Annotated in this window: 19 protein-coding genes and 2 pseudogenes; 9 read left to right on the top strand and 12 right to left on the bottom strand. The window is 68.8% G+C overall.

Annotated elements, in window-relative coordinates; translation table 11 throughout:
- Nucleotides 1-154: 154 nt before the first annotated feature.
- On the bottom strand, nt 155-922 hold the full coding sequence (map, locus tag ACWD4J_RS38900; RefSeq protein ID WP_451400274.1) for a type I methionyl aminopeptidase: 768 nt from the start codon (nt 920-922) through the stop codon (nt 155-157).
- Between the two features lie 61 nt (nt 923-983).
- On the opposite strand from map, the gene ACWD4J_RS38895 reads away from it, so the two are divergent.
- Nucleotides 984-1,262: a helix-turn-helix domain-containing protein gene (locus ACWD4J_RS38895; RefSeq protein WP_451400273.1), complete on the top strand. Its 279-nt coding sequence runs from the start codon at nt 984-986 to the stop codon at nt 1,260-1,262.
- Nucleotides 1,263-1,447: 185 nt separating this feature from the next.
- The gene (locus ACWD4J_RS38890) at nt 1,448-2,641 is read left to right on the top strand and encodes an AAA family ATPase (RefSeq protein WP_451400272.1); all 1,194 of its coding nucleotides are present in this window, start codon (nt 1,448-1,450) and stop codon (nt 2,639-2,641) included.
- 60 nt (nt 2,642-2,701) lie between these two features.
- Here ACWD4J_RS38890 and ACWD4J_RS38885 read toward each other — a convergent pair whose 3' ends face one another.
- Both ACWD4J_RS38885 and ACWD4J_RS38880 read right to left on the bottom strand, forming a co-directional pair.
- The gene (locus ACWD4J_RS38885; RefSeq protein ID WP_451400271.1) at nt 2,702-3,316 is read right to left on the bottom strand and encodes a flavin reductase family protein; all 615 of its coding nucleotides are present in this window, start codon (nt 3,314-3,316) and stop codon (nt 2,702-2,704) included.
- Between the two features lie 140 nt (nt 3,317-3,456).
- The gene (locus tag ACWD4J_RS38880; RefSeq protein WP_451400270.1) at nt 3,457-3,975 is read right to left on the bottom strand and encodes a DUF4188 domain-containing protein; all 519 of its coding nucleotides are present in this window, start codon (nt 3,973-3,975) and stop codon (nt 3,457-3,459) included.
- Between the two features lie 90 nt (nt 3,976-4,065).
- Between ACWD4J_RS38880 and ACWD4J_RS38875 the strand changes: the two genes are divergently transcribed.
- Together ACWD4J_RS38875 and ACWD4J_RS38870 are read left to right on the top strand one after the other, a co-directional pair.
- On the top strand, nt 4,066-4,710 hold the full coding sequence (locus ACWD4J_RS38875; protein ID WP_451400269.1) for a MerR family transcriptional regulator: 645 nt from the start codon (nt 4,066-4,068) through the stop codon (nt 4,708-4,710).
- Nucleotides 4,711-4,863: 153 nt separating this feature from the next.
- Complete coding sequence (locus ACWD4J_RS38870) at nt 4,864-5,427, top strand: cysteine hydrolase family protein (RefSeq protein ID WP_451400268.1); 564 nt, start codon at nt 4,864-4,866, stop codon at nt 5,425-5,427.
- 93 nt (nt 5,428-5,520) lie between these two features.
- Here ACWD4J_RS38870 and ACWD4J_RS38865 read toward each other — a convergent pair whose 3' ends face one another.
- Complete coding sequence (locus ACWD4J_RS38865; protein ID WP_451400267.1) at nt 5,521-6,087, bottom strand: hypothetical protein; 567 nt, start codon at nt 6,085-6,087, stop codon at nt 5,521-5,523.
- Between the two features lie 175 nt (nt 6,088-6,262).
- The gene (locus ACWD4J_RS38860) at nt 6,263-6,829 is read right to left on the bottom strand and encodes a GNAT family N-acetyltransferase (RefSeq protein ID WP_451400266.1); all 567 of its coding nucleotides are present in this window, start codon (nt 6,827-6,829) and stop codon (nt 6,263-6,265) included.
- A 1,220-nt stretch (nt 6,830-8,049) separates the two neighbouring features.
- Between ACWD4J_RS38860 and ACWD4J_RS38855 the strand changes: the two genes are divergently transcribed.
- Nucleotides 8,050-8,835, top strand: coding sequence for a VOC family protein (locus ACWD4J_RS38855; protein ID WP_451400265.1), 786 nt, complete (start codon nt 8,050-8,052; stop codon nt 8,833-8,835).
- 89 nt (nt 8,836-8,924) lie between these two features.
- On the opposite strand, the gene ACWD4J_RS38850 is transcribed toward ACWD4J_RS38855, so the two are convergent.
- The 4 genes from ACWD4J_RS38850 to ACWD4J_RS38835 form a co-directional block, all read right to left on the bottom strand.
- On the bottom strand, nt 8,925-9,128 hold the full coding sequence (locus ACWD4J_RS38850; RefSeq protein ID WP_451400264.1) for an FCD domain-containing protein: 204 nt from the start codon (nt 9,126-9,128) through the stop codon (nt 8,925-8,927).
- Nucleotides 9,129-9,375: 247 nt separating this feature from the next.
- Nucleotides 9,376-12,087 carry a M4 family metallopeptidase gene (locus tag ACWD4J_RS38845; protein ID WP_451400263.1) on the bottom strand — a complete coding sequence of 904 codons (2,712 nt, stop codon included), beginning with the start codon at nt 12,085-12,087 and terminating at the stop codon, nt 9,376-9,378.
- Between the two features lie 186 nt (nt 12,088-12,273).
- Complete coding sequence (locus ACWD4J_RS38840; protein WP_451400262.1) at nt 12,274-13,344, bottom strand: hypothetical protein; 1,071 nt, start codon at nt 13,342-13,344, stop codon at nt 12,274-12,276.
- Nucleotides 13,345-13,467: 123 nt separating this feature from the next.
- Nucleotides 13,468-14,718 (bottom strand): PP2C family protein-serine/threonine phosphatase, encoded by a 1,251-nt coding sequence (locus ACWD4J_RS38835; protein WP_451400261.1) that lies wholly within the window; start codon nt 14,716-14,718, stop codon nt 13,468-13,470.
- Nucleotides 14,719-15,069: 351 nt separating this feature from the next.
- Here ACWD4J_RS38835 and ACWD4J_RS38830 point away from each other — a divergent pair, with 351 nt between their 5' ends.
- Together ACWD4J_RS38830 and ACWD4J_RS38825 are read left to right on the top strand one after the other, a co-directional pair.
- On the top strand, nt 15,070-15,450 hold the full coding sequence (locus tag ACWD4J_RS38830) for a hypothetical protein (RefSeq protein WP_451400260.1): 381 nt from the start codon (nt 15,070-15,072) through the stop codon (nt 15,448-15,450).
- Nucleotides 15,451-15,461: 11 nt separating this feature from the next.
- Nucleotides 15,462-15,818 (top strand): patatin-like phospholipase family protein, encoded by a 357-nt coding sequence (locus ACWD4J_RS38825; protein WP_451400259.1) that lies wholly within the window; start codon nt 15,462-15,464, stop codon nt 15,816-15,818.
- Here ACWD4J_RS38825 and ACWD4J_RS38820 read toward each other — a convergent pair.
- A pseudogene (locus ACWD4J_RS38820) lies at nt 15,801-16,394 on the bottom strand (IS200/IS605 family accessory protein TnpB-related protein); the annotation flags it as partial. The gene ACWD4J_RS38825 and the pseudogene ACWD4J_RS38820 sit on opposite strands and share 18 nt — an antisense overlap.
- 97 nt (nt 16,395-16,491) lie before the next feature.
- A complete protein-coding gene (locus tag ACWD4J_RS38815) occupies nt 16,492-16,941 on the bottom strand; it encodes a MarR family winged helix-turn-helix transcriptional regulator (protein ID WP_451400258.1) in 450 nt (149 codons plus the stop codon).
- Between the two features lie 164 nt (nt 16,942-17,105).
- Here ACWD4J_RS38815 and ACWD4J_RS38810 point away from each other — a divergent pair, with 164 nt between their 5' ends.
- Nucleotides 17,106-17,984: an LLM class flavin-dependent oxidoreductase gene (locus tag ACWD4J_RS38810; RefSeq protein WP_451400305.1), complete on the top strand. Its 879-nt coding sequence runs from the start codon at nt 17,106-17,108 to the stop codon at nt 17,982-17,984.
- Nucleotides 17,985-18,002: 18 nt separating this feature from the next.
- Here ACWD4J_RS38810 and ACWD4J_RS38805 read toward each other — a convergent pair whose 3' ends face one another.
- Complete coding sequence (locus ACWD4J_RS38805) at nt 18,003-18,602, bottom strand: DinB family protein (RefSeq protein WP_451400257.1); 600 nt, start codon at nt 18,600-18,602, stop codon at nt 18,003-18,005.
- Nucleotides 18,603-18,755: 153 nt separating this feature from the next.
- Between ACWD4J_RS38805 and ACWD4J_RS38800 the strand changes: the two are divergent.
- Nucleotides 18,756-19,601, top strand: a pseudogene (locus ACWD4J_RS38800) (LLM class flavin-dependent oxidoreductase); the annotation flags it as partial.
- Between the last annotated feature and the right edge of the window lie 126 nt (nt 19,602-19,727).

Raw genomic sequence — 19,727 nt, 5'->3', positions numbered from 1 at the left:
TGACCTGGAATTGGTGATGGATTGCCCGAGCTGCGATGCTCGGCGCTTCAGCGGTGGGTGTCCGGATCCCGCCCCGCACCGCCCCGCACCGCTCTGCCCTGCCCTGCCCTGGCCAGGCCAGGCCAGGCCAGGGCAGAGCGGTGCGTGATCAGGATCAGGGCAGGGTCAGGATCCGGGGGCCCTCTTCGGTGATGGCGATGGTGTGCTCGATGTGGGCCGCTCGGCTGCCGTCGACGGTGTACAGGGTCCAGCCGTCGGTGCCGGTGCGGTAGTCGTCGCGTCCGCCGGCCATGAGCATGGGTTCGATGGCGAGGGCCAGGCCGGGGCGGAGGGGGAACCCGCGGCCGGGACGTCCCCGGTTGGGGACATGGGGGTCTTCGTGCATGCTGCGCCCGATGCCGTGCCCGCCGAAGTCGGTGGGCACGCCGCAGTGTGCGGCTCGGGCGGCGGTGCCGATGGCGTGGGAGATGTCGCCGATGCGGTTTCCGGGGGTGGCCGCGGCGATGCCGGCGTCGAGAGCGCGCTGGGTGGCGTCGATCAAGTCCACGTCGGCGGGCCGTGGGGCGCCGACGATGAAGCTGATGGCCGCGTCGCCGGTCCAGCCGTCGAGTTGCGCGCCGCAGTCGATGCTGACCAGATCGCCGTCCCGCAGGCGGTAGTCGGTGGGGATGCCGTGCACGAGGGCGTCGTTGACGGATGCGCAGATCACCGCGGGGAAGGGGGTGGGGGCGAAGGAGGGCCGGTAGCCCAGGAAGGGTGAGCGCGCCCCGGCCTTCGTCAAAACGGCGCGGGCCGACTCGTCCAGCTCCCGCAGGGACGCCCCGATGCCTGCGGCTTCCCGGGCGGCGGCCAGGGCGTGGGCAACGACGCGCCCGGCTTCCCGCATCGCATCCAGCGCTGCTTCGGTCTTGATCTCCACCATGTTCTGCGACTCCCGCGTCCTGGTCCTACCCAATTCTTATACCGGTATTAGTATCACGGGTATGGTGAGAACTCCTTTGACTCCGTGGGAACGGCAGCGCGGAGAGCGGTTCGGCGCGCTGCTGCGTCAGGCGCGCGGCGACCGCAGCATGGTGGAGGTCGCCGCGGCGGCGGGTGTGTCCGCGGAGACGCTTCGCAAGATCGAAACAGGTCGGGCGCCGACGCCCGCCTTCTTCACCGTGGCGGCCCTGGCCGCAGCACTGAATGTGTCCTTGGACGAATTGGTCTCTGCCTGCGCGCAGGAAACCAGCGAGTACGGTGACCACGCACTCTCCGCGTGATCTCGATGGCGGGTTCGGCAGCAGCGCGGGGACAGGCATCCCGTCAGTGCCGCCGGGCTCCCTACGAGCGGTTAAATCTGTCGACACGGCGAGTACGCGATCACGAGAATCCGAGCCATGAGGTCTGTCATCGAGTCGGCCTGTCCGGCGCTCATGGTGTGTCGCCCGGCTCCAGGGGTGGGCGGGTGAAGGGCGCTGTGCTTCCCGTGCTGTGGCTGTGCGGCCCGCCAGGAGTCGGTAAGACCACGGTCGCCTGGGAGATGTACTCCCACCTCACACGGGCCGGGATCGAGACCGGCTTCGTCGACATCGACCAGTTGGGCATCTGCTACCCCGAGCCCGCGGCGGATCCCGGCCGGCATCGTATGCAGGCACGCAACCTTGACGCGGTGGCGGCCGGTTTCCTTGCGGCAGGCGCCCGGTGCCTCATCGTTTCCGGCGTCGTCGATGCCGCCCGTGGAGTGCACGTCGACCAGATTCCGCAAGCCGTAGTGACGGTGTGCCGTCTGCGTGCCGACCGGGATGAGCTGAGGCAGCGGTTCACCGGCCGTGGCCAGCCTGCCGAACTGGTCGACCGCGTGCTCCGGGAAGCCGATGCCCTGGACGCGAGCACCTTCGCGGACGCCTGCGTCGACACCAGCGGTCTGCTGGTGAACGAGGTGGCACGGCTCGTCAGGGAACGGACCGCTGGATGGCACACCCGGACTCCCGGACGGTCAGCCTGCGCAGTCGAGCCGACTGTGGTCGCAGCTGTCACCGAAGCGGACAGGAGCCCGGCCTCGGCCCACGCGGCGCCTTTCGTCGACTGTCCGGTTCTGTGGCTGTGTGGCGCGACCGGAGTCGGCAAGTCGACGGTCGGCTTCGAGGTGTACCAAAGGGTCCTGCGCGCCGGGGTCACCGCTGCGTATATCGATCTCGACCAGCTCGGCTTCTGCCACCCGGCACCCGACGGCGATCCCGGCAATCACCGGGTCAAGGCCCGGAACCTGGCTGCCGTCTGGGGGACCTACCGTGCTGCCGGGGCCCAGTGCCTGATCATGACCGGCCCGGTGGAGTCCGAGGCCGCGGTCGAGGCGTACGCCGACGCGCTGCCCGCGGCAGAACTCACACTGTGCCGGCTGCACGCCGGACGGGAGCAGTTGACGGAGCGCATCATGCTCCGCAGAGACGGCGGTAGTTGGGTGCAGCCGGGCGACCCCTTGCGCGGGCAGCCCGTCGCGCACCTGCTCAAGATCGCCGACCAGGCGGTGGCATCGGCCGCGGCCTTGGAAGAGGCCGGGCTCGGCGACCTGCGGATCGACACCGACGGACGCACAGCCGAGCAGGTAGCCGATGTGCTCGTCGCCCAGGCCGCGTTGCCTGGCCTGCGTACCTCGTGACTTTCTCACTCAGCCGTCGGGCGATACGTGGCACAGGGGGCGGCGTCGGGTGGCCGCCGGTCAGCGCTCGTTCTCCTGCCACTTGGTGTACGGGACGCGTGCGATCTCCTTGATCTGACCCATGGTGCCCCACTCGTCCCTGCCCAGCCGCGAGAGCGGACGCAGCAGCTCGATGTCGGGGTGGCCGTCGACGACGACGTCCTCGCTCACCACGGCGTGGACCACTCGTCCGAACACCACGGTCGAGTCGCCCAGGCACAGCGTGCTGTGCAGGCGGCACTCCAGGGCCACCGGCGACGCCGCGACCCGCGGCGGCTTGACTCGCAGGCTGGGCTCCTGGTCGATGCCGACCGCCTCGAACTCCCCGAGATGGGCGGGGAAGTCCGTGCCCGTGGCGTTGACCTGCTCGAACAGCGGCTCGGAGCAGAAGTTGACGACGAACTCCCCGGTGTCCTCGACGTTCCGCAGTGAGTCCTTGCGCCCCACCGACGTGAACTGCACGATCGGCGGCTGGGTGCAGGCGACGGTGAAGAAGGAGTGCGGTGCGAGATTCGGTACGGAGTGGTCCTTAGAGATCGTTGACACCCATGCGATCGGCCGAGGTACCACCACGGAGGTGAGCAGCCGGTAGAAGCGGTGGGGGCTCATGGTCTCGGGATCGAAGTCGACGCGCATGATCGCCAGTATCCAGGACCGGATCTGTGCGGCGTAAGGCCGTCCCGCTCCGGCCGGCCGTCGGGCGTTTCACCGAGGAGGGCCTGCCTCGAGGCCGCGGCAGACTCTCCTCGTTCCCCCGATGTTCCCCCGAACACCCGTCACCCGGCCTTCTCGGCCGCCTCGGACGAGCGGTACGCGAACCTGTCCGCGGCCCAGCGCCCGCGGCTCTCGATCGGCAGCACCCCCGTGGCTGCCGCGAGACCGAACGGGGGCATGTCCAAGTAGATCGACTCGTACGACCCCTCCGGCGCGATGTAGGCCTCGTGCCACAGTCCCACGTGCTGGCGCACCTTGCCCGCGCGCTCCTTGCGGTTGGCGATCGCCCACACCTTGTGGTGGAACATGTCTGGCGAGGTCGCGTACGCGTAGAGCTTCTCCTTGGACTCCCAGTACTGGACCACGTAGTACGTCCGCGGCGAGGCGGTGAGCAGTATTCGCCCCAGCAGCCCCCGGCCCCTGTCTTTGGCAAGCTCCCCAAGCATGCGAAACATCGACAGCATGACCGGCAGCCACTGGTGCACCGCCCAGAAGTGATTGATGCGCATGCCGATCAGCAGGACCACCGCATCGCCTTCCGCCGCAGCGGTGGTCCGGCCCGGAATCGGTTTTGCGAACACGGCGACCCCTGGATCTACTGGTCGGATAGCGGAACTATCCTTCACGGGTGGTGATGGGATAGTGGCACTTCCCAAGGAGAGGCGCAAGAGATGCGGCTGGCCGAGTTGAGCGAGCGCAGTGGCGTGTCCATCGCGACGATCAAGTACTACCTGCGCGAAGGGCTGTTGGCGCCCGGTCGCCAGGTCAACGCGACGACCGCCGATTACGACGAGGGGCATCTGCGCCGGCTGCGCCTGGTGCGCGCGATGATCCAGGTCGGCAGGGTCCCGGTGGCGACGGCCCGGGAGGTGCTCGGACACATCGACGACGACTCCCTCGGCCGTACGATCCGGCTCGGGGCCGCCCTGTGGGCGTTGCCGCAGGTCCCCGAGCCGGACGAAGAGGACGAGGCCGTCCGGGATGCGCACCGCGAGGTGGACCGGCTGCTGGAGACGCTGGGCTGGTCCAACGCCCAGGCCCTGGTCACCATCTCTCCCGCCTATCGGTCGCTGGTGGTGGCGGTGGCCACGTTCCGGCGGCTCGGCTACGACTGGGGCGCCGAACTCATGATTCCGTACGCCCAGTTGATGCACCGGGCGGCCACCCTCGACCTGGACTTCGTGGAGACCCACCCGTCGGAGGCCGAGAAGGTCGAGACCGCGGTCCTGGGGGCGATCCTGGTGGAACCGATGCTGCAGGCCCTCCACCGGCTGGCCCAGGAGGAGGAGTCGGCGCGGCGGTACGGCTTCGAGTGAGTCCGGTCTGGCGCCCGCCCGCCAGGTCTGGTGGTCGGTCGCCTGGGAGCATGGCGATGATTCTCTGGTGCGCCGAATTCGGAAATTCTCCAACGCGGTTCGATTGATTCGCCAGACTCGCTGTGGTTTCTCAGCGACGAAGGGACAGCACGAATGGCGAACAGCGCCCTACTCGTGATGGACGTTCAGCGGGACATCGTAGAGGTGGCCGATGACGGTTCCGGGTATCTGCTGCGTCTGCGCAGGGCCATCAGCGGCGCTCGGGCGGCGAGCATTCCCGTGATCTACGCGGTCATGGGATTGCGGCCGGGCTATCCGGAAGTGAGTACTCGCAACAAGGTGCTGGCCAATGCCGTGGCGGCCGGCCTTTTCATCGAGGGGGAGCCCGGTAGCGAGATCCACCTCGACGTCGCGCCTCAGCAGCGTGACATCGTGGTCACCAAGAGGCGGGGGAGCGCTTTCTCGGGCAGCGATCTCGACGTGGTGCTCAGGGCCCGCGGCATCGGCCATGTGGTTCTCGCCGGGATCGCCACCAGCGGTGTGGTGCTCTACACCCTGTGCCAAGCCAACGACCTGGACTTCGGACTCACCGTCCTGGCGGATGGCTGCCTCGACACCGACCCTGAGGTGCACCGGGTCCTCACCGAAAAGCTGTTCCCGCAGTGGGCGGATGTCGTCACCGTGGAGGACTGGCTGAAGGTCATCGCACCGCAATAGCTCATGCGTCTGCTGTTCTGAGTGTGGACGTAGGACATGCCCGGTGGGATGGTCCGGCGCCGCGCGTGGCGTGCGCCGGATCGTCGCCGGGGCTCAGGCCTGCTGCTGCCTGGCCCGCTTCATCGCCGCCGCCGAATAGCGGGTGGTGAAGACCGCGGGGATCACAAAGCTGGCGACCTTGATGGAGATGGTCGCGGTGGTGGCGTGCGGTGCCGCCTTCAACAGGGCATACAGGGCCACGGCGGCGATGGTGAACGCCACCGCCCACGCCACTGTGATCACCGCGTTGACCCGGTAGAAACGCGGGGTGGTCCAGACGTGTTCGGGCACCGCCCGGCGGGCGACGCCGAGGGTGAAGGGCCGACGGATGATCAGCGAGCCCCAGGCGGTGAGCGCGAGCCATGCGTTGACCAGCGCCGGACCGTATCTGACCAGTGGGGAGTCCGGCCAGGCGAAGGATATGCAGCTGATCCCTACGAAGAACACGGCGGCGCTCAACTCGATGACCATCTCGTCCCACGTCTTACCGCTCCAGCGGTCGTACACGATGATGACCAAAGCGATGCCGAGTCCTAACAGGGCGCCGCTGCGCCACTCGTCACTCGTGGCGACGACTCCGTAGGCGATCCAGGGGAGGAAACTGATGACATAGCGGTACATGGGCAGCTCCTTTCGAGGCTTCATCCGAGCAGATGAAATCCGACGCCGGAGCGGTTTTGATCACCTTTGAAGGACCGTTTGAGCGCGAGCCGCTTCTGTTGCGGTCGACGGCCGCTGCCATGGTCCCGCCCGAATGCCTCTCAGGCACCCGCGACACCTGCGCTGGAAGTGGATCTCAGGCATCCCTGCACCGTGTGTGCAGATGGCCTTCGAGAGGAAAGGAGGGTGGCGCTGCGGTCAGGACTGCGCGGAGGTCGTACCGGCTCTTCTGCGCCACGCGACACGAGGCCAAGTTGTCCACCTGGTGCAGGAGTTCCAAGCGCGTCAGGCCGCCGGTCCCCAGGGTGTCGAAGGCCCATCCGGTGAGAGCCTCCAGGGCGCGAGACGCCACGCCCCGCCCGCGGGCATGCGACACGGTCCAATAGCCCACCTCGGCCGATGGTTTGCCGGGTGACACTTCCTTGAGGACCACGTTTCCGACCAACTGCCCTTGGGCCGTGTCGGATTGCACTTCGAAGACTGCGAAGCCGAATCGTTCCCCTGCTGCCCATTCCTGTTCCTGACGGTCTATCCACCGCATCGCGTCAGCCTCGTTCTCCACGACAGAACTCGTCCAGTGGCGCAGTGCGGGATCCCGGTACGCCTCGACCAGCGCGGCAACGTCCTCCAGGCACCAGGGGCGAAGGACCAGGCGAGGAGCGGACGGCGTCGCGCTCGCCCGCAGGATGGTGGTGTCACTCACCGGCCGATCGTATGCCCGCAGCGTCGTCGGGCCGTTGGAGGGCGAGTATGTAGTCGCTGCGCCCATGTGCGACCTGACACGCGGGCAATGGGCGCACTTCGCTCGCACGAGTGACGTTGGCATGCCGTCAAAGGATGCAATTCTTCATTCGGGGCACTCGGTTACCGCACTCTGACGGCATGTTGATGAAACGTATCTGCATCGCCGCCTCTGTCGTTCTCGGCACCACGATGAGCGGTCCTCTCGTCCACTTCCCCTCGGCTTCGGCAGCACAGGTGACCCCGGAAACGTCCACGTTCGCAAGAACACCACAGTCGTTCACCGTGCCGAAGAGAGTGTCGGAGCCGACGACCGAGGCGTCCGGCACGGCGGGCGGCACGGACCAGTACGGCGTCGAGGGCGGCAGAGAAGCAGGTGTGACTGCGGTTGAGGAGGATGCCGCGGGTGAGGTCGTCGACGGGGACGGGGGTGGTTCGGGCAAGCACGGCAGCGATCCCACGGGACGCTCGGCAGGGGGCGTCTCGGTCGGCGGTGGAGGCGCCGCATCGCCCGCGGCCGAGGGTTCGGGAGGAGGAGACGGAAGTTCCAGCAGGCGCCGGGCGGACGCCGAGTCCACGACAGGTGTCCGTGACACAGACTGCTGTGAGTCGTGTGGTTGCCAGTCGTGTGGTTGCCAGTCGTGTGGTTGCCAGGCGTGCGCGTGCCAACCGTGCGCTTGCCAGGTGTGTGTTTGCCAGCCGTGTGTTTGCCAGTCACCGTCCCCCACCCCTACACCAACCCCAACTCCCACACCCACTCCTCCCCACACTCCCCCCGGATCCCCAACCCCCTCTCCGAGTCACAGTGCCCCACCACGACCCGTGCCCTCTGCCCACAAGCCCCCTGCCGCCGGTCATCGCGGGCAGCTCGCGGAGACAGGTATCAGCGGCGGGCCCGGCAGCACACCGGTGCTGGGTGCGGCAGCGGTCACGGCCGTCACCGGACTCGTCCTGGTCAGGTGTGTGCGTAAGAGACGCAAGGCGTAGTCGATGCGAGGGGGCCTTGCGGGAGCGGATGTTCGACCGGCGATGCGTCAGATGGGAACAAGGCGTCATCCCGGAGTGTGAATCCGGCGTCCCGCCGGGCCGGGTGCGGCGAGGGGGCGGGTGGACACGTGCATCGTTGCGGGGGTCGTTCGGGGCTGTGGAGCGGTGGTCCCGCAGAGCCGTTGGAGGTCGCGCATGCTCGGCACGGATTTCACCCATGGATCACCTTGCTGGATCGATCTCGGCAGTGCGGACACCACCGGGACGGCCTCCTTCTACGGGGGCGTCTTCGGCTGGCAGTTCGTCTCTGCCGGGCCCGAGGCGGGCGGGTACGGGTTCTTCCAGAAGGACGGCGAGACCGTCGCCGCACAGGGCCCGCTCACCGAGGAGGGCGCGAGCAGCGCCTGGACGGTGTATTTCCGCACCGATGACATCCAGGCCACGGTCAACGCCGTCGAGCAGGGCGGCGGAGCGGTGCGGCTGGCGCCCGTGGAGATCATGGGTGAGGGGTGGCTGGCCCAGCTCACCGACCAGCAGGGGGCCCGGTTCGCGGTGTTGCAGATGGGCAAGGCGCAGGGAGGCCTGGAGAAGACGTCCGAGGACGACGCCCTGGTGTGGGTGGAGCTCCATGCACCCGATCCGGTGGCCGCGATCGGCTTCTACCGGGGCCTCTTCGGCTGGCGCTCGCAGGAGATGCAGGCGCCCGGGATGACCTACCGGGTGCTCAGCCTCGAACACGGGGACCAACAGGACACGTCCTTCGGCGGAGCGGCCCAGCTTCAGGAGGGCGGCCACGGCGCGAGCTGGGTGCCGTACTTCGCGGTCGCGGACGCCGACGACACTGTCAGGAAGACGGAGGCGAACGGCGGCTCGGTGCTGATGCCGGCGGCGGACGTACCGGACGTCGGCCGTATCGCGTGGCTGGCGGACACGGGCGGTGCGGTCTTCGCGGTGCTCAAGCCGAACCCGCGGCAAGGGTAGACCGCACGACGCCTCTGGGCGGCCGCTCCGCAGACGGCCGGCCGCCCGGAGGCGCCCGGAGCCCCCGGTTCAGCTTCCGCCGTCGGCTCTCAACCCTCGTGCTGCCGGTCGTCCATCCCGGCCATGAGCGCCTGGTGGCTGCGGCGGACGTGTTCGCGCATCACGCGCTCCGCGCCGTCGCCGTCCTTGGCCAGGATGAGTTCGAGTACGTGGTGGTGCTCGGTGTCGGACTCGCTGAGGCGGCCCGGCTGGGCCAGTGACGGGGGCGGGGGCGGCCCTGTACCTGCTGACATATCGGCTGAAGCCGCTCTGGGTGCGGGGCACCTCGGGCGCAGCGCCCGAGCTTGCCTCCGACACGACCTCACCCGTCGTCTCCTGACGGTGGCTCGGGGCCCGACGCTGCCCCTCTGCGGGCGGCGTCCGGCCTTCTCCGCTTTTGCGGAACGGCTGCGTGGGGCGTGGGCCGGACCTGCGGCTTCGACGGCGTAGTGCGGGCCGTCGTCCTGTCCGCGGTGATCCGGGCCACGCCCCGGGAGGGAGCTACTCGCAGCTTCCCGCGAACGTCTCGCGGGTCACCACGTCCGTGTCGGCTGCCGTGGTGTCCAGCCACGTCACTCGCTGGCCGTCGCCGAGGGACGGGGCCAGCTGGGCGCCGGAGGAGCACGAGACGCGGCTGAAGGCGTTGACGCCCGCGACCACGTCGGCCGTCTCGGCGACCTTGACCTTGCCGGGTCCGGTCCAGGAACCGAGGGCGCCCCAGAGGTCGTACGTCGCGTACGCGAAGTAGTCGTCGGTGACCGAGAACTGGGCGAGGTAGGTGCTGGACGGGTAGCGCAGCTTCGCCGCCTTGGTCAGGTCGCCCAGCGGCGCGGACACGAAACTGGTGCTCGGGATCAGGAAGCCGCCGTCCTCTCGCCAGAAGACGCGGTCCGAGGTGAGCTGGATGTCGCCTACGGAGTTGAAGAGGAAGCTGGTGATCCGCTTGACCTGTGTGGTGCCGGAGGCGATGTCATGGACGTGGACGTACGTGCCGTCGGCGCCGCCGGCCCAGGCGACCCTGCCGTGCTTCATCGCCAGGCGGGCGGCCTTGGTGCCCTGCTCGGGCGTCAGGTTGACCGTGGTGCCGTCGGCCTTGCGGAGCATGACATCCTGCTCGCCGTCGGCGGTGGTGCTGATGTAGGCGAGGGCACCGTGGTCGGTGACCGGCTCGGTCTCGTCCGCTGCCGGGTCGTCGACCAGCTTCTTGATCTCGCCCTGGCCCTTGTCACCCGCGCCATAGATGCCGATGCCGTCAGCGGTGATCCGGGTGAACACGACCCGGTCGTCATCGAGGGACGGGTCGAGCAGGTAGGCGTCGTCCTGCGCGAGTTCGTGGTCCGAGTTGCCGTCCTGCTTGCTGAAGCGGCCGACCGTGATGCCGAAGGCAGCGGAACCGGCTCCCCAGGCGGCTGCGTCGCCGTGACCGATCGCGTAGACGTCGCCGTTGATCTGCGCGGCCTGCTCGTCCAGGCCGCCGTAGACCTCGTACGCGGGCAGGACATGGGCGCTGATGGTGGTGCCGTCGTGCGTGCCGCCCTGCTGCTCCCAGCCCTGCTCGATGCCGTGGTCGTCGAAGGCCTTGCCGATGAGGGCGAGATCGTCCTTGGAGACCTTCAGGGACTTGGCGGCCAGGGTGACGGCGGTGCGCATGTCGGTGAAGCCGGACAGCGGCGTGAGGTAGTTCTGCGCGGACCGGTAGACGATCTGGTCCGCGAGCTTCGGGTCGAGGTTCTTGCGGATGTCCCACAGCGCGCCGCCGACGATGGTGGAGTTGTAGTGCACCCCGCCGTTGTCGATGTCGAGCGTGATGGGCTCGTAGTCCTTCTGCGCGTCACGGCCGTCGTTCAGGTCGCGCAGGGCGCACTCGTCGAGCGGCTTCGTGCCGTTGCACAAGTACTCGCCCACGAGGCCGGAGGTCGGGTCGCTCATTGCGATGCCCTTGTCGGCGGTCTCCATGGCGTTGCCGAAGTAGTCGGAGATGGCCTCGTTCAGGGCACCCGACTGGTTGAGGTAGACGAGCCCCGCGGAGTGCTCGGTGACGCCGTGCGTCATCTCGTGGCCGACCACGTCCAGGCCCACGGACAGCGGCACGCCGTCCATGTGGCCGTACACCATCTTGTTGCCGTCCCAGAACGCGTTGGCGTAGTCCTTGCCGCTGTTGGAGACGTTGACGACGGAGTAGATGGTGCCACCCCTGCCGTCGATGCCGTCGCGGCCGATCTGCTCCTTGTAGAACTCGTAGACCTTGCCCGCGTTGAGGTGGGCGTCCACCGCGCCGGAGGTGGTATTGGCGCCGTCGAAGCGGTCGGTGGCGGACGCCACCAGCGGGATGTCGTCGGCGACCGGTCCGTTCGCGACGACCTTGTAGCTCTCGCGCTGCGCGTCGTAGGTGCGTATCTGCCCGCCGGTCTCGGCGTACATGGATCGCGTGGAGTCGACCAGCGTGTACGAGCCGTCCGCCTCCTTGTTGACGTTCAGCTTCGTCTCACCGCCGTCGACGCGGACGCCCGTACCCTCCGCGGGCGACGCGTCGGCGGCATCGATGTTGTTGTACGAGAGCGCGATGCCGCCCACGCGCGCGTCCACGTACACCTCCTGGCGCACGGGGCTGCCGTCGGCCTTGGCGCCGGTGACGGTGAAGTGCCAGGCCAGCCTGCCGCCGTCGGCGTCGGGCAGGACGACGAGACCGTGCTCCGCGGTCTTCGCGTCCTCCACCGACCGCACGTTCCGGTCGAGCGCGAACAGCCGCTGCTTCGCGGTGGCTTCGGCGACCTTCGGGGTCGTGGGCACCGTGAGGTCCGTGTAGAGGGTGCCGGTCGCGGAGGTGACCTGCTGGCCCTCATCGGCCGCCTGGGTCTGCACGGCGTACTGGGCGCCGAAAACCGGGACGCCGTCGTGCTCCTGCTGGAAGCGGACCGAGGACTGCTTGCCTTCCCTGGTGGTCTTGAGGGTCTTGAGGTCCGACACGGGGACCTTGTACGTGTCCTGGTGGTCCTTGATGTGAGCGCGCGCCGCTTCGGCAGGGCTGCCCTCGCGTGCCTCGGTGTCCAGGCCCTCGGTCATCGCGGGAGCCACCGGAACCGCGTCGGTCGTGTCCGTGACCGCGCCGGTGGCCTCGTCCTCCGCCCAGGCCGGAGCTGCCAGCAGCGCCGAGCCGGTGGCAGCCACGACCACACCGGTGGCCAGGATCCGACGGATCCGTCTCTTCCTCAAGGAACCCTCCCCATCACATGAGTTCGCGAGGGCGGACCGGCCCTCGCGACTGACGGGATCGATCCTTCGGGAAGAAAGGTTCCGCATACAAGGGATGCAGGGTGGCGCAAAGCCGCCGGGGCGTAAATACGCCTGGAGCGGGCGGGGTTCAGAGCACCGGCAGCCTCGAAACCACTCTCGTACGGCTCAGGCCTGGGCCGGTTCCTTGTCCAGCCAGCCCGAGACGGCCGCGTGCCAGCCGAGTTGGAAACGGGTCGCCACGCCGACCGCGTTCATCAGCTCGTGCAGCCTCCGCTGCACCGTGCGATGACCCATGCCCAGCTGCCGGGCGATGGCCGCGTCGGTGAGACCCACGTGGAGCAGGGCGAGGATCTGCCGGTCGACGGCGTCGAGCCGCCCGGGACCGTCGTCTTCCACCTCCGCGTCCGCCTCGACGTCGACGGCGTGCAGACGCCGGCCCTTCGCGAAATACTGCTCGAACAACGAGATCAAGGCGGTCAGCAGACCACTGCGGTGCACGACGAGCGCCACAGGCTCGCCGGTCTCGTCCCGCTCGGGATCGAGCGGCAGCAACGCGACGTCATGGTCCACGATGACCAGTTTGATGGGCAACTTGTCGGCGACCGCTATCTGTTGGCCCTCCGCGGCCACTTGTGCGAGAGAGTGCGCGAAGCCGGGATCCTCCAGGGACGCGCGCTCCACGACAGACCGCAGGATCAAGCCCCGGCGCATCGACTCGCGTTCGACCTCCTCGAGGTTGTCCTCGAAGGTGATGACCGCGGCCACCTGCATGTCCGGGACCAGAGTCCTTACCTCGTACCTGGCCTCACGCTGCATCGCGATCAGCCGGCGCCGGATCGCGGCCGCCCCGGACAGCACCTCGACAGGCGCGCCGGAGAGACGGGACTGCGCGGCGCGGTGGCGCTCGGCGAGCTCCGTGACGAAGTGCTCGACACGATGCAGGGCCGCCCGCCGGGACTCCAGCAGCGGGCCCAGCGCGAGGACGGGCGACGCGGCGCGATACCGCACCACCTCGCCGTACCGTTCGGCGCTGGCGAGCCCGCGATCGACCAACGCCGCTAGGACGCGCGTGACGGCTTCCTCATCCGCGTCCGGCGAGGTGAGGGCCGCCGGCTCGCTGTCGGGTCGGTCGACCAGGAGCCGGTAGACGGTGTCCTGCTGCGCATCGAGACCGAGCATCGCCAGCCAGGACGGGTCCGTCGGTTCCGGTTCCGGCTGCGGTATCGGCCCGGCCACTGGCTCCATCCCTCTTCGTCCGCCCTGCTGCGGAGGTCAGAATAACGGGGGAGGAGGCCCGTTCCGCGGGTGGGCAGTGAGGCAGCGCCCACCATCTGCCGAGCTGGGGGGTGGAGCGGGGTGTCAGAGCCGGACGACGACCAAGGCGATGTCGTCCCGTGCGCCGCCGCTGAGGCCGAGGGCGGCCAGCAGCGCGTCGGCCAGGTTTTCCGCGCCGAGGCGGCTCTGTCCACTGAGGGCGTGGGTCAGGCGGGCCACGCCGGTGTCGATGTCCTCGTTGCGGCGTTCGATGAGGCCGTCGGTGTAGAGAACGAGGGTATCGCCGGGGGAGTAGGAGACGCTGGCCTCGGGGCGGGGGATGTGTACGGGGCGGGCGCCGAGCGGAGGGTCGGTGGCCTGGTCGAGCAGGGCGCAGCTTCCGTCGGGGTGCAGTAGGACGGGCGGCGGGTGGCCGGCACTGCTGTAGGTGATCAGATGGCGGTTCTGGTCGATCAGGGCGTCGACGGCGGTGGCGGCCAAGGCACCCTCGACGGAGCGGGCGTACTGGCCCAGGATGTTCAGGGACTGCGCGGGGCCCTCGACGGTGCGCATCGCCGCGCTCAGTGCGCTGCGCAGCATCCCCATGACGCTGGCGGCCTCCAGGCCGTGCCCGACCACGTCACCGACCGCCACCGCGAAGCAACTGCCCGGAAGGTCGATCAGGTCGTACCAGTCGCCGCACACGTTCAGCGATCCGACCGCGGGCAGGTAGCGCACGGCGACGTCCTTGTGCTCGGCGAGGTCGGGGGAGTGGAGCATGGCCTCCTGCAGCGTCACCGCGACCTGGCGTTCGCGGGCGTGGGCCTGCCGCAGCTCCTCGTTCAGTCGCTGCAGCTCCCGTGCGCGGGCGTACAGCTCCGCTTCCATCGCCTGCTCGCGTTCGCTGAGCTCTCCGCCGGGCAGCTGCTGTCGGTACCGGCGGGCGCGCACGAAGGCGGTCACGTCCTCCACCCGGTGGATGATCCACGCCACCGAGCCGTCCGGACCGAGGACCGGCGTGTTGATCGGGCTCCACCACCGTTCCTCGAAGGTTCCGGGCCTGTCCATGACAGGGATGTCGTACTTCTGCAGCGCCATGGTGTCGGGCTGCCGGGAGGCCAGTACCCGGTGCAGCGAGGCCTTCAGATTTCTCACCCCGTCGGCATGGGGGTCCTCGGGGTTGTCCGGGAACGCGTCGAAGATGTACTGGCCGATCAGATCGTCCCGGGTCCGGACGGTCGCCTCCAGGTACGCCCGATTGACGTCCACGACCACCAGGTCGGGCCCCAGCACCAGGTACGGGCTCGGCGTGGCCGCGAAGAGCGCCGCAAAATCGATCTCCGGTTTAGTTGACATGCGCCCGCCCGTCCCCTCATGGCCGACGGACCTACTCACCAAATTTATGCGCCGCCTGGCGGCTTCGCCCGCCGCGATGGCAGGCCTGCGGCCCCGCCCGACCCTCACCCCGACACCCAGCCCGACCCCGACTCCTACCCGGACACCCAGCCCGCCCCCACCCGGCGGGCCTTTCCCGAAGCGGGCGTGGTCGCGGCGCTCCTGCCGAGGTTGGTGATTGGTGATCTTCTCGTTCGTTACGTATCCGCCCTGAAGGGCGGAGCATCCATGCAGGTAAGCGGAGCATCCACGCGGGCAACCAGAAGACCCGGGTGGCTGTCGGGAACAACCCTCAGCGCCCGGGGCGGCGGCGTGGCGGGCATCGCCTGGACCACCGGCGTACTGGCCGGTCTTGCCGATGCCGGAACGGATGTCAGCGATGCCGAGTTCCTGCTCGGTTCCTCGGCGGGATCGGTGGTGGGCGCGCAGCTCGCCGGCGGCGCCGACCTGACGTCCCTCTACCGCGCGCAGGTCGACCCGGCCCTCCAAAGGCACGAGTTGATGCCCCGGGAGGGGGCGCTTGCTGCGGTCTTCGAGTTCGTCGGCAAACTCGACGCGGATGTCTCGGACCCCGTGGAGCGTCGCCGCCGCATGGGCGAGATGGCACTGGCCACGGACACCGTCGCGGAGGCCGATCGCCTGGCGTTCATCGAGGCCGGCTGCCTGTGCACACCTGGCCGGAACGCCCGCTGACCGTGGTCGCGTTGGACACCTCCACAGGGGGGACCCGGCTCTTCGATCGCACGTCGGGCGTCTCCCTGGTCGACGCGGTGGCCGCGAGCTGCGCTGTCCCCGGCGTCTGGCCCCCGGTCACGATCGGCGACGCCCGATACATCGACGGTGGCGTCCGTACCTTCACCAACCTCGACCTCGCGGCCGATTACGCCCGCGTACTGGTCATCGCCCCTATGCCCGACCCTGCGCTGGAGGACGACGCGGCATCCATTGTCGAGCACGGTCGCATCGAGGTCACACCCCCGACGACGACGCCCGCACCGCCTTCGGCACTGATCCGCTGGTTCCCACGACTCGAACCGTTCCAATTAAGTGAGCAGGAGTGAGTGTTGGACCCATGCCTGGTCACTGCGCGCATCCCGAACGGTGTTGGATGCCCGGCTGGTTCCCCGCTTTCGCGTCCTGCTCGGCGACGGCACTCTGGGTGCGCGGTCCGTGGCAGGCGGGCAGGGTTCCTCGCGCCCTGGGGTGTCCGGTCGGGCCTGGGCGGTCCGATGCCCCACCGCATCGCTCTGGTGCTGTGGGGGCGGTGCCGTCCGTCGCCGGATCGGATGCCGGAGGGCGCGTCGCCCGATCGCGATGCTCGCGGCATCGTGCCGGGTTGTCTGTCGTCGTGGGGTGGCCAGTGGTTTCTGCCAGTGCTGGGCACCCCACCGGCTGGTGTAGGCCGGGTCGACCGCGACGATCGCCATGTCCTGCTCGGCGGCCATCGACACCAGTCGAGCCTTGAGCTTCGCGGTCGGGAAACGGGAGAGAAGACGGCGGAACCGCTTGTTGCGGCCGTGCTTCTCCCGGGTCTTGCTGTCGGCGAAGTCGAGGTCCTCGATGGCGATCGCGGCCACGCCGCAGCGGCGGGCGTAGTTCAGCAGCCGGATGAGCGCGTGCCGGATCTGCGCGTCCCGGCTTCCTCGGCCGTCATGCCTGCGGGACACCACCTATCTGCAGAGCGCTCGAGGCCGCGCCTGACCGGCAGTCAGTCCCGGCGTGACGATGACGACGTCAGCTCGCGGTCTTCGAGGTGATGACCAGAGTCTGCAGGGCACGGACCAGGCGGTCTGCATCCGAGTCGGAGAGAGGGGCGAGGAACTGACGCTCCATCTCCACGCGGGCGCGTTCGGCTCGGGACAGGCAGTCCTGGCCTGTCGGGGTCAACTGCACGGTGTTCTTACGCCGGTCCTGGGCGCTGCGACGGCGCTCGACGAGTCCCTTGCCCTCCAGCGCGTCGATGAGCGCAACCATCGTCGTGCGGTCGACGCCGAGTCTGCTGGCCGCTTCGAGTTGGGACAGTGGGGACTCCGTCGCCAGCACCGCCAGGGCTGCCAGCTCGCGGCCATCGATCCCGAACGGCGTCAACGCGTGTGCGGACGCCTCAGTCAGTCGCAGATATGCGTGCTTGAGCAGATAGCCCAAGCGGGAGCCCAGGGGGTCGGAGGGTGCAGCGCTGGTCATGTCGCCATCGTATCCGAGGCTGATAGTCAGTGATGCTGATGATCTCATATAGTGACGATATCGCCATCGCCGTCTCCGGGCGGCGGCACGTCGAAGCGAAGGGGCCTCGCGCCGTGAGCGACCAGCAGCAAGACCGCGTGACGTTCGGTATCAAGACCACCCCGATGCGCGTCAGCTACGAGGAGATCCTGCGCGTGTGGCAGGAGGCCGACGTTCTGCCGGAGATTGCCGACGCATGGCTGTGGGACCATCTGATGCCGATCGCAGGCCCGAGCGACGGGCAGATTCTCGAAGGCTGGACGCTCCTGAGCGCCCTCGCCGCACAGACCCGGCGACTGCGGCTGGGGCTCCTGGTCACCAGTAATCGAATCCGGCAACCTGCCGTCCTGGGCAAGATCGCCACGACGGTCGATGTGATCTCCCGAGGCCGCCTGATCATGGGCCTCGGCGTCGGCGGCACCCATCAGCCGCCCGACGCCGGAGGCATCGCAGGCGAGAATCCCGCCATCGCGGAGTACGAGGCATACGGCCTGACCCTGGTCCCACCGGCCGAGGGCATCGCCCGTCTGGCGGAGACCATCACCATCCTCAAACGCATGTGGACAGAGGACGTCTTCGACTTCGACGGGCGCTACTACACCCTCAAGGGCAATCGCAACGAGCCGAAGCCCATCCAGCGACCCGGCCCACCACTGCTGATCGGCGGCTGGGGATCCCGGACACTGCGCCTGGTAGCCGAGCAGGCGGACATCTGGAACATCCCCGGCCCCCCGCACAACACCCTCGACTACATCACCGAGCGAAGCCGCGTACTGGACGCACACTGCGCGTCCATCGGCCGGGACCCGCACGCGATCACCCGCTCCGTGCAGTACATCGTGTCCTACGACGACCCCGCCGGTGACCGGAAAGCGATCCTGGATCTCATCGCTGCCGGCCTGACGCACATCGTGCTCAGCCTGCGAAGCCCATACCCTCCGCGGGTCGCCCAATGGCTCGTCGACGAGATCATCACGCCTGTGCGGGGAGCCCAAGGCGTCTGAATCAGCCGTTGGTTCGGATCAGCCGTTACCGGCCTCCCGCGCCACGCGTTCCAGTCGGCGCCGGTGGGTCTCCCACGATGCCTGATCGCCCGGTGGCATGCTGTCGTTCCCCTTCAGCATCCCGACCGCCCCGTCGATGAGCTCTCGCACGATATCGGCGTGCCCGGCGTGCCGGTGGGTATCGGCGATCACGCGCACCAGGACGTGGTGCAGTGTCGTCTCTCGTCGTTCCTCCGGCCACCACGGGACGTGACCGACCGCGTCGAGCGCCAGCGTCGCGATGGTGCTGTTCGAGTGCTCCCACGCCTGGTGGTACAGCCCGGTGATCTCTTCGCGTGACTCCTCCGCGGTGGCCCACATGTCAGCGTTGGGTTCGGCGTCCTCCGTGTACCACCAGGGCGGTGGCTTCTCGTCGAAGAACGGCCGCCCGAACGTGTCGCCGAAGTACCCCAGCTCCACGCCGGTGATGTGCTTGACCAGCCCCAACAGGTTGGTGCCCGTGGTCGTCAGGGGGCGGCGGATGTCGTACTCCGAGAGCCCGTCGAGTTTCCACAGCAGGGCCTCACGCCCGTCCTGCAGGTAGCGGAGGAGGTCCGCTTTCGCGTCTGTCTCGATCATGCCGGGCAGTCTGCCACCCGGCACTGACATCAGAGCCCTGCCGCAGCGGAAGGGTGCTGCAGCGACGTTGTCTCGACAGGAGAGCGCAGTGCCGACCGGTCAAGTGACCACGCATTCCTTGCCGTTGAAGGTGCAGGGCGCCACTGGGTGCCGATGCGCTCGACGTCGCTCGGAGCGTTGATCGTTCATCCGGACTGGCATAGGTTTCGCCGCATGACAAATGTCCGTATCGGTGTGATGTACGACCGCGACTGGGCGCCGGAGGAGTTGCCTCAGTTCGCGCGAGAGGTCGAGGCGCTCGGAGTGGACGACCTGTGGGTGGTCGAGGACCTCGGGTGGAACGGAGGGATATCGGCGGCTTCCGTGGCGCTGGCAGCGACCGAGCGGCTACGAGTGGGCATCGGAATCATGCCCGCGCCGTTGCGCAGCCCGGCGTTGCTGGCGATGGAGGTGGCGACGCTGGCACGGGTGTTCCCGGGGCGGCTCGTGGCCGGGATCGGGCACGGGGTGCCGGAATGGATGGCCTCGGCGGGCGTTGCGGCGCGGTCGCCGCTCGCTCTGCTGGAGGAGACGATCAACTCGGTACGGGCGTTGCTGCGCGGTGAGCGGGTCGAGGTGGAAGGCCGGGAGGTGCGACTGGCAGGTATCCAGTTGGTGCACCCGCCTCTCCAGCCACCGCCGGTGATCGCCGGCGTGGTGCGGCCTCGCTCGCTGGAGCTGTCCGGACGAGTCGCGGACGGCACGCTGATCGCGGAGGGCCACGGGCCCCACGATGTGGAGAGCGCCCGGGCGTTGATCGACAAGGGCGGAACCGGCGCCGACCACGCGGTGACGGTGTTCGCCTTCTGCTGCGTGGGGGACGACGCCGAGCAGGTCGCGCAGACGCTGCAGCCTTGCGTCGAGGGCCACGGCGCCTGGCTGGGCCGCCCTCCGGAGCAGGTGTTCACCGTCTCCGGCAGAGCTGGGGAGGCCGCCGAGCGCGTCCGCGAGCTGGCAGCGTCCGGCGCGGACACGGTCGTTCTGCGGATGGTCCTCGAACAGTTCGCTGCCGTGTGCGTCGTAGAACCACTTGGGCGGCAGCGTTTTAGGGGTGTGGGTGAGGCCGTGCAGGACGTCGGCGCGCAG

It is taken from the genome of Streptomyces sp. NPDC002577 (genome assembly GCF_053594815.1).
The sequence above is the reverse complement of the archived record's forward strand: the minus strand, read 5'-3'. Positions and strand labels throughout refer to the sequence as shown.

Coding starts and splice junctions, on each gene's coding strand:
- map (WP_451400274.1), bottom strand. CDS start 922: ATGGTGGAGATCAAGACCGAAGCAGCGCTGGATGCGATGCGGGAAGCC.
- ACWD4J_RS38895 (WP_451400273.1), top strand. CDS start 984: ATGGTGAGAACTCCTTTGACTCCGTGGGAACGGCAGCGCGGAGAGCGG.
- ACWD4J_RS38885 (WP_451400271.1), bottom strand. CDS start 3,316: ATGCGCGTCGACTTCGATCCCGAGACCATGAGCCCCCACCGCTTCTAC.
- ACWD4J_RS38875 (WP_451400269.1), top strand. CDS start 4,066: ATGCGGCTGGCCGAGTTGAGCGAGCGCAGTGGCGTGTCCATCGCGACG.
- ACWD4J_RS38870 (WP_451400268.1), top strand. CDS start 4,864: ATGGCGAACAGCGCCCTACTCGTGATGGACGTTCAGCGGGACATCGTA.
- ACWD4J_RS38865 (WP_451400267.1), bottom strand. CDS start 6,087: ATGTACCGCTATGTCATCAGTTTCCTCCCCTGGATCGCCTACGGAGTC.
- ACWD4J_RS38855 (WP_451400265.1), top strand. CDS start 8,050: ATGCTCGGCACGGATTTCACCCATGGATCACCTTGCTGGATCGATCTC.
- ACWD4J_RS38850 (WP_451400264.1), bottom strand. CDS start 9,128: ATGTCAGCAGGTACAGGGCCGCCCCCGCCCCCGTCACTGGCCCAGCCG.
- ACWD4J_RS38835 (WP_451400261.1), bottom strand. CDS start 14,718: ATGTCAACTAAACCGGAGATCGATTTTGCGGCGCTCTTCGCGGCCACG.
- ACWD4J_RS38815 (WP_451400258.1), bottom strand. CDS start 16,941: ATGACCAGCGCTGCACCCTCCGACCCCCTGGGCTCCCGCTTGGGCTAT.
- ACWD4J_RS38810 (WP_451400305.1), top strand. CDS start 17,106: ATGCGCGTCAGCTACGAGGAGATCCTGCGCGTGTGGCAGGAGGCCGAC.
- ACWD4J_RS38805 (WP_451400257.1), bottom strand. CDS start 18,602: ATGATCGAGACAGACGCGAAAGCGGACCTCCTCCGCTACCTGCAGGAC.